General features: G+C 34.2%; 7 protein-coding genes and 1 pseudogene. 6 read left to right on the top strand and 2 right to left on the bottom strand.

Annotated elements, in window-relative coordinates; genetic code table 11:
• The coding region (locus F6K22_RS21065) for a hypothetical protein (RefSeq protein WP_293102205.1) at positions 1-184 on the bottom strand (184 nt) is incomplete at its 3' end.
• A gap of 124 nt (positions 185-308) precedes the next feature.
• Between F6K22_RS21065 and nblR the strand changes: the two genes are divergently transcribed.
• From nblR to F6K22_RS21035, 6 genes and pseudogenes are all read left to right on the top strand, one after another.
• Entirely contained in the window at positions 309-1,004 is a 696-nt protein-coding gene (gene nblR / locus F6K22_RS21060; protein WP_293102202.1) for a response regulator transcription factor NblR, read from the top strand.
• 464 nt (positions 1,005-1,468) lie between these two features.
• Positions 1,469-1,996 (top strand): DUF192 domain-containing protein, encoded by a 528-nt coding sequence (locus F6K22_RS21055; RefSeq protein ID WP_293102199.1) that lies wholly within the window; start codon positions 1,469-1,471, stop codon positions 1,994-1,996.
• A gap of 1,670 nt (positions 1,997-3,666) precedes the next feature.
• A complete protein-coding gene (locus F6K22_RS21050; RefSeq protein WP_293102196.1) occupies positions 3,667-3,894 on the top strand; it encodes a DUF2949 domain-containing protein in 228 nt (75 codons plus the stop codon).
• 333 nt (positions 3,895-4,227) lie between these two features.
• Positions 4,228-4,497, top strand: a pseudogene (locus F6K22_RS21045) (transposase); the annotation flags it as partial.
• Positions 4,498-5,338: 841 nt separating this feature from the next.
• Complete coding sequence (locus F6K22_RS21040; protein ID WP_293102194.1) at positions 5,339-5,503, top strand: hypothetical protein; 165 nt, start codon at positions 5,339-5,341, stop codon at positions 5,501-5,503.
• A 73-nt stretch (positions 5,504-5,576) separates the two neighbouring features.
• The gene (locus F6K22_RS21035; protein WP_293102191.1) at positions 5,577-6,017 is read left to right on the top strand and encodes a transposase; all 441 of its coding nucleotides are present in this window, start codon (positions 5,577-5,579) and stop codon (positions 6,015-6,017) included.
• A 210-nt stretch (positions 6,018-6,227) separates the two neighbouring features.
• Here F6K22_RS21035 and F6K22_RS21030 read toward each other — a convergent pair whose 3' ends face one another.
• Positions 6,228-7,385 carry a pyridoxal-phosphate-dependent aminotransferase family protein gene (locus F6K22_RS21030; RefSeq protein ID WP_293102188.1) on the bottom strand — a complete coding sequence of 386 codons (1,158 nt, stop codon included), beginning with the start codon at positions 7,383-7,385 and terminating at the stop codon, positions 6,228-6,230.
• Positions 7,386-9,120 lie beyond the last annotated feature (1,735 nt).

The raw sequence follows: 9,120 nt of genomic DNA, 5'->3' as shown, positions 1-9,120 counted from the left end.
CCTCAACCACCGTGATGTAGCCACGCTTCTGTGTCGCGTCGCGTGCGAGGTCGAGCGCGTACAACTCGTGGCTCTTGGAGTAGACCGGCGTCTCCGAGGAGTTGCCCCTGGGTTTAAGGGGAAGGTTTTCAACCCAATTCTTCAGTAAAGGTAGGATTTTAATCTCCTGCTTGCTGGTTTTCATCCCTGGTTTAACAACACCTTTCTCTCATTTTTTGTAACAATTCTCAGTGCTAGACTAACTTAAATATGCTAAAAAAATCAGGATTATATCGAGTAATCTAAATCTAATATAAGTGAGTCTTAGTATGAGTACCCTAACTGTTGACCAAAATCGTTCTGTCTTAATAATAGAGACTGATGAAATTCTAGCCCAATATGTGAGCCTGGACTTAAAAGAGTCAGGCTATCATCCAATTGTTGCTGCTAACTCTAGTTTAGGTCTTCATCGGGCTATGGAGCTTCAACCTGCTTTAATTGTAATTGATCGAATGTTGGCTGGAGAATCTGGACTATCGTTGTGCAGTAATCTGAGGAAAATGGGTAATAAGATGCCCATGTTACTTTTGATGGCTCGCGACCAAGTTGAAGATCGTGTTGCTTGTCTAGAGTCTGGAGCTGATGATTATTTTCTCAAGCCTTATCGGAGTGATGACTTTTTAGAATTAATTAGCTTTTATTTGCAACCTAGTACGTTAGACAAAGACCAGTTGAGATTTGGGAATTTAGTTTTGGACTTGGGTGGTCGGCGGGTCTTTTGTCATGGTCGTAGTATTGAGTTGACTATGAAAGAATTTGAGCTGTTAAAGTTTTTAATGGAGCATCCTCGTGAAGTCTTGAGTCGCGAACAGATTTTGGAAAATGTTTGGGGTTATAATTTTTTAGGTGAGTCTAATGTAATTGAGGTGTATATTAGATATTTACGCCTGAAAATTGAGGGAGAAGGTGAAAAGAGATTAATTCAGACTGTCCGTGGTATTGGGTATGTTCTGAGAGAAACTTAGAATTATAGGGAATAGGGAATAGGGAATAGGGAATAGGGAATAGGGAATAGACCTCTCCAGAAAAGAGGGAGTAGGGAGTAGGGAGTAGGGAGCAGGGAGAAATAATTGATGATTTCTTTACGATAATTGATTTGATTTTTTATTATTGGAGATGTCTAATAGGGAATAGGGAATAGGGAAATAATTGATTTCCTGTTTTTGTTTTTGGAGATGTCTATTAGGCTGTTTCATCTAATTAGATTCTTTAGGAAAATCCTTTAATCTAGCTCTAATACTAAATCCTTTTCTCACACCCCCATTATCCAAATAATTCTAAATTCTTGATAAAAAAGAATTTAACCTATTTTTGCAAAGAGGTTTTGAAAACCGGATTTGGGATAATAAAGGTTTAGCCAAAAAAACTATTGCCTCATTTTAGATTAAACAATTCAATATTAAGTTGTTAGAAAATTTGAGATACTGTTATGGGTAGTAAGTTTAGTTTATTTAAGTCTGGAATAATTCTGTTTTTGCTTGGCTTTTCGCTACAAATAACATTTGTTCAAATTTCACAGGCTATTAGTATTCAAGCACAAGCTCAACACCCATCAAATTTTCAGGTATCTCAGGAAGGCCAGGTATTGCCAATTACAGCTAAAGCTCAAATATCTGGTCAAATAATTAATTTGGAGGTGGCAAAAACTCCTAAAGAGCAAGCAATGGGTCTGATGTATAGAACTGAATTAGCTGACGATCGGGGAATGCTATTCTCTTTTGACCCACCTCGGAAGGTTGACTTCTGGATGAAAAATTGCCAAATATCCCTTGATATGATATTTATTCGGTCTGGTGTAGTTAAGGCGATCGCTCTTGATGTTCCTCCTTGTTTAGCCGATCCTTGCCCTGTCTACGGATCTGGTGTGCCAGTCGATCGAGTTATTGAAGTGCGGGGAGGACGTATCACGGAATTAGGTTTGAAGGTTGGAGATCGAATAATAATTACTAAAAATTAGATACTCCGAAAAGTTTCTATTAAATAGAACAGAATAAATCGGCAGTAAACACAAGAAAAATAGGAATAAAATAAACTACGACTTTTGTCTCATATAGAGTTGATCAAATTGGTGAGATACAGAAGTTTTGAATTTTAGGGAATAGGGAATAGGGAATAGGGAAGAGAAAAAATACTGCATCTCATTGAATATGAGAACTTGTATATCCTCATCTATAAACTGCGACTCCTAGAAGAACCAAATTCTGAATTATGTTGACAAAATTTAAGAAAATTTTTTATTATTTTACTTCCTAGGTATATACATTAAGATTATGGTTTGCTATACTGTAATACCAAATTAAGTTTATCAACCTAATGTTTTGTTGATTCAAGGGAAAGCTTGCCTTGTTGATAGTCTATGTCTTTGACTTGATTTAATTGGTGTGAGAGAGATCGAATTTTGTGCTGGTCTAAAAACTTAGTGATATGTTTTTATGCACATAAATAACTACAAAAAATTGTTTGTATTGTAAGTAAAAATCTAATATACAAGCATTCGAGTAAAGTTATTGTATAATCAAATGACTTGAGCAAGGTTCCCCTCATAAGTGGTAATAGTTTTAATCAAACAGAACTACTTAAACCCTATACTCTAACTACTTATGTTTTTTGAATTAAGTAATAATTCAATAGTAAGTTTTCTGTGATTTTGACTGGCAGCAATAGTAAGTTAGTTTTAACTAGCTATCAGCTAAAATTGAGTTTTTCCTGATTGCTGAATCGTGATTTCTCACCGCTATTCAAAAATCTGTGGTTCCAGCTAAGTCAGGTTGTTCGAGAAGGTTAAAACATCCCCTTTCAAATCATTGAAAAGCTAACTTCTTTTTCAGCTTCAATGTATATATAACACTACCGATTAAAGTGTTTGATACTTGTATAAACTGAAAATCTAATTGTAGTAAACTTTTACATGACTCTATTAAGTGCATAACTGTCTTCCGCGTAGCAGTATATATTTTGAGGAATTATAATTTCACTAACATTTATCTTAACTAATACCTGATTTTGCGGAATAGCAAGGGTGACTTATGTAGATCCAAACCGAAGGAAGCTAAAGCTATCTTGTTGTTTTGATAGCTAACTTCCAGCTTTTGTTGAGTTCATCAAAAAAGTTTTTGAATTTGGTTCAATACCATTTCTTTCTAACAATGCACTCAATAATTATCGCTCAAACCTGATTACATAGACTATTCTCATCTTTTATTAAGTGCAACTTAATGGAGAAAGGAAGCTAAAGCTATCTTGTTGTTTTGATAGCTAACTTCCAGCTTTTGTTTAGTTCATCAAAAAAGTTTTTGAATTTGGTTCAGTACCATTTCTTTCTAACAATGCACTCAATAATTATCGCTCAAACCTGATTACATAGACTATTCTCATCTTTTATTAAGTGCAACTTAATGGAGAAATGATATAAAAAATTTCGATCTATAGAACAGATCAAAAACTGGCTGATACTAACTTTATACACAAAAATATTGACTTTATGATAGTCAATAATTACTTAGTCAAGGTAAAAATATTAATTCCATTGACTTGCAAATTCTCTCAAATATGTAACGTATGTATTTTATTAAAAATAAGAGTTACACAGAAAATGGTCTCTTAAAAAAAAGGAGGTGAACAGAAATTATGACATCAACAAACTATGCTCGCTTTATCAATTTTTTGCAAAATGAATTATCTATTTCTTCAGCTTCTATAGCAGTTGCTGAACGAGCTAGTGTTACTTCAGAATTACCATGTCCTCAACCAGACTCTAATGCTTTGTCGATGATTTTGTGGCAATACGGTTTAGTTACTCTAGAACAATTAGATAAAATATTTGATTGGCTACAAAACACTTATGATTTCAACTAAAGTAAGCATTCAGCTATCAGGTATTAACCATCAGCTATTATGTACTGCCAAATTACAGTTTCCTTAACTGCGAATTCATTTAAACCTCGCCTTTTAAGGTGAGGATATGATTGCTAAAGGGCTGACTATTACTAATAGCTGAATGCTTCCAACTAAACATAAATGTCACAACTACTATAAATAGCAAATGCAAGTATAATTAGGGCTTGCTGATTAAATTTAAAAAACTTAGACAGTAAGGATTTAAGGCATTTTTAATCAGAAATAATCAGAAATTTTGCCCTATTTTCAGCTAAAATATACCAAAAATGAGGCATCTATATTGCACAGGCCATGTACAGAAAAGTAGGCCAACCTGACACTGCACTAGAAAATTTTGAACTGCCGTTCAATAGCCAATTATCCCCAGAAAATCGTTGGATAATGATGGCTAGTTTAATTCCTTGGTCTGAATTTGAAGCCGAATATAGGATTAATTTTTCAGAGGAGAGAGGAGTACCAGCCTTACCTTTCAGAATAGCACTGGGAGCCTTAATAATCAAAGAAAAACTAGGGATAACTAATAGAGAAACAGTAGAAAAAATTAGGGAAAACCCTTATTTACCGAACTCTTAAGGTATAAAGCCTCTCCATTCATGGAGAAAAAGCGGTCGTTTGCGTTAGCAAAGCTCCTCTGTTTCGCTACGCGACATGAAAAGCGCAGCTCCTCCGCAGGAGGCAAGAGGCAAGCATGACCTAGGATGGGATGGCGAGGTTTCCGTTCCCTCCGGGACGCTATGGGTTTCATGTCGCGCAGCGTTAACGAAGTTTTGCGTTAGCTAAACGCCATATCCAATCGACCAAGAGAAGAAAAAAAATTCCTTTTAGTCCAATCCTATCCGTTATCAGAAGAGGTAATTATTAATTATTAATTGTTAATTATTAATTATTTAAAATACTTTATTGGTCTTGATTCTTATAGCAACGAAGCTCCATTTGACCCATCTATGTTGGTTCATTTTAGAGAAAGATGCTTGTGCTGATTTAGTCAATAAAATTAATTCATATATGGTCAAAACGAAGGGTGAAAATACAGAATATGAAGAAAAAAAAAACAACAAAATTAGAATAAATAAAGGAAGTAAAAAATCAAGGTAAATTAATCATAGATACCACCTGCACCCCCGCCGATATCAGCTATCCTACAGACTTAAATCTATTAAATAGATCCAGAATTGAAACTGAAAAAATCATAGATATCTTTTATGAACCCCTCAAAATAAAATTTAATAAAAAACCAATTACTCACCGCCAAACAGGGAGAAAAGAATATTTATGCATTAGTAAAAAAAAGACGACCCACTCACATGTGAAATCAGGAAAGCCCTGAAAAAACAACTGAAATATGTCTCGAAAAATTTAACTAGCATACCTACTAATAGAGAAAGGTGCGAGTCTGAAAAGTTTGAGTAAAAGACCATATAAGATGCTCTTAGTGGTGAGTGAAATCTACCGTCAGCAACTATGGATGTTTGATAATAATCTTCAGCGAATAGATGAGCGAATAGTAAGTTTAAATCAACCTCATGTTAGTCCGGTAATGGGAGGAAAAGCCATAAAAAATACATAATTTAGAGCTAAACTCTCTGCAAGTTGTTTCGATAGATATGTATTTTTACACCGGATAAGTTGGGATAACTTTAATGAATCAGGAGATTTCAAAGCTCAAGGTTGTTGCATTTAAAAACTACAGAGGTCATTATCCAGAATCTGTTCATGCTGACCACATTTACCGGACAACAGAAAACCGAAAATTCTGCCAAAAAATAGGTATGAGAATCAGTGGTCTTGCCTTAGCAAGACCACCAACAAATATTGATAAAGAAAAAAAGAAACAAGCTTGGTTGGATGAAAGATTACGCAACTATATTGAGGGTAAATTTGGGCAAGCAAAAAGAAGACTTAGCCTCGATAAAATTATGACTAAACTTTCTGAAACTTCCGTGACTGCCATAGCAATTACTTTTTTAGTAATTAACCTTTCCACCCTCTTAAAAAAGGCTTTTTCTCTTTTTTTGTACTTTTTTATATTTGGAGAAAAAACTGTTTTTGTGATCTGTTTAATGATTTCAACTTATAGTTGAATGAATGATGATAATAAAAAATTATAACCAGCTTTCTTTGAATAACAAGTTAACCGTTTTCATATTTATTCAGCAAGCCCTAATTAAAATACATTTCAACCCGATAAAAATAGTAAAATTTGGTTTTTCAAGATGTAGCTAGTAGTAAACACTCAATCTAACGATCAATATCTTCAAAATTTACTACTAACTACCAAACTGCCAATTTAATTATGATTCAGTTAAAACTTTAGAAGCAGCAGTTACACCAGCCCCTGAAGTAAAAGATTCATATCCCAACTCTCCCAAAGTAGCTTCTAAAGCAGCGATCGCATTCAGAATGTCTCTTTCGCAGACAAAGCCTAAATGTCCAATGCGAAAAATTTTTCCTTTCAGATGGTCTTGTCCACCAGCTAAAGCAATATCAAAACGTTTTTTCATAACAGCCCGCACTTTTTCTGCCTCTACTTCTGGTGGAGGAGCAACTGCTGTAACAGCAGAACTAGCTACTGCATCTGGACCTAGTAATGGCAACCCTAAAGCCTTTACTGCTGCACGAGTTGCATTCTTTAAACGCTCGTGTCGAGCGAAAATATTTTCTAATCCTTCAGTCTGCATCATTCTAAGTGTAGCTTGCAAAGCAAAGAATAGATTTACTGGTGGGGTAAAGGGTGTAGTATTTTTAGCTGCATCTTTACGATACTTACCTAAGTCGAGATAGTAACGTGGTAATTTAGCTGTTTCATAAGCAGTCCAAGCTTTGGCTCCCACTGCCACAAAGGCTAAACCAGGAGGTATCATGTAGCCTTTCTGAGAACCAGAAGCAACAACATCAAGACCTAACTCATCTACTGGTAAGTTTACGGCCCCAAGACTTGTGACAGCATCTACTATAATTAAAGCTTCACCATGAGCTTTAACATAATTATTAATAGTTTCGACATCATTCAAAACACCTGTAGAAGTTTCGCTATGGGTAAGAATGACTGCTTTAATTTGCTTGTCTTTATCCGCTTCTAGCTGTTGACGAAATTCTTCTGTGTCTAGAGGTTTGCCCCACTCTGCAGTAATCTTCTCAACATTGAGACCATAAGCTGTGGCCACTTCTGCCCAGCGATCGCCAAATTTACCATTACATCCACATAGTACTCGATCGCCAGGACTCAGGAAGTTAATTATACCTGCTTCCATAGCTCCAGTCCCACTAGAGGCTAAAATTAGTACATCATTTTTGGTTTGATGCAGCCATTTGAGGTTTTCTGTGACCTCTGCCATAATTTTGGAAAAGTCACCACTTCTATGGCCTATTGGATGTTTAGCCATTGCTAGTAATGCTGTTTCTGGCACTGGAGTAGGCCCAGGAATCATTAACATCAGTTTATCATCCATTTTTTTGTTCCTTTGTTGTGTTTTACTCAATCGGTGTCTATGTTCATTTATACAGAAGTGTGTGGCAGAAAAAGCTTACTTTTTCTTTAAGATTCCTGAATTTTTCAATTTGGGAAATTTGCGAAATTTTAGTATTTTATTTTTTTATTAATTCTGGAATAGTTATTGAATCTGAAATTATTAATTTTTACCTAATTTTTTGACTATAGTTAAGGCTTTGAATCAAGTCTAAACACTTCATAAAACCTTACCGTTAAGAACGAGTTATGTTCAAATTTTTGAGAAAAATTATTGATTCATTTCTTGGCAATTATTTTCTCCCAATTTCCTCATACGATTTCTCCATGAAGTTGCGCTTAATAAAAGATAACAGCTATTAGTAAAATTCAGGTTTAGGTAAGAATTATTAAGCGCATTGTTACAGATAAATGGTATCAATCCCGACTACACATAATGCTTCAAGAATAGAATCATATCCTGTACAAGAAGCAATGTCTTTTTGACTCAATCCAGCTAATATATTTCTCAGGATTCTTCGTATATATTTCCAAGGAATTGAAAACTTGATTTTTCAATAATTTTTTCATCTATTTCCATAGTCTTTCAATGAGATTAAGTTCGGGATAATAAGGAGGTTGGAATAGTAAAATAATGTTATCAGGGATAGATAAATCATTTCCTAGATGCCTTCGCCCGTTTCTAGTTCAATGATATGAATCTCATCAGCATATGTTTGAGAAAAAAGCTCTGAAAATTTTTCGCTCGCAAGGGGTATCTAGATGACTAAATTCATAAAAAAAGGAGTCTCATGTTTTTGGTTCTACTAAACCATAAAGTCATAAATATTCAAAGATCCATTGATATAAGCCAATGGGCTTAACACCACAAGCAGTAATGACTTTACCTGTTATAGTTTTTAATCCAATTATATTTTCGTCTTGATACCAATAGCGAATTAGTAGTTAATTTTCCGAATATTTATTAATTAACTTAATCTTCTGTTCTAGTTGATATGATAGTTTTTTTATAGCGGTTTTCACAAAGGTAGACTACAAAATTTCTGCCCTCTGCGTTCTGCTTTTTATCTTTAAGCTAAAATCTCTTTATTCTATATTAATGAAAACTGCTATAAGTTTTATTGAGGTTCTTCCTGTATGTTTTATGTGCTTTGGAGGCGGAACTTTTAATTTACTTTTTAATTTATATCTGACTAATTGATGAACTGTTAGACAAGACAGATTAATGTCAAAACAAGTTGTTAACCACAGTTGAATTTCACCATAGCTTTGGAACATTGAAAATAAAGTCGAGAAGTTTAACTTTTATGGTGAAAGATTTGACTCAACTTAAACTTCAAAAATATTCTTGAATGTTGGCTTTAGGAACCAAAAACTTTTTCAGCAAACCTTAGTTAGTATACTCATAAGTCACCTATTCGGGAGTCATATTTTCAAAAGCTTCGATTTCAATTTTAGTCTTACTAAATTCAGTCAAACTAATTTAATATTAGCTGTTGCATAATCATTGTATGAATTATAAATATTCACCCCTTATACCAATTTTATAAATTTTTGCTACAAATATTTGGACTGTTTCTAGTAGTCAATAGTCAATAATCAGTAGTCAGTAGAAGCAGTTTTTATTATCATTTTTTTCTATGAAACAATCTATTCTAGTAAATTTGCATCTGACTTAAACTACTTTGGTTGACTAAAATATTCGTAACATTCTTTTA

The sequence above is a fragment of the Okeania sp. SIO2F4 genome, assembly GCF_010672385.1.
Taxonomy (GTDB): Bacteria; Cyanobacteriota; Cyanobacteriia; order Cyanobacteriales; family Microcoleaceae; genus Trichodesmium.
The sequence above is the reverse complement of the archived record's forward strand: the minus strand, read 5'-3'. Positions and strand labels throughout refer to the sequence as shown.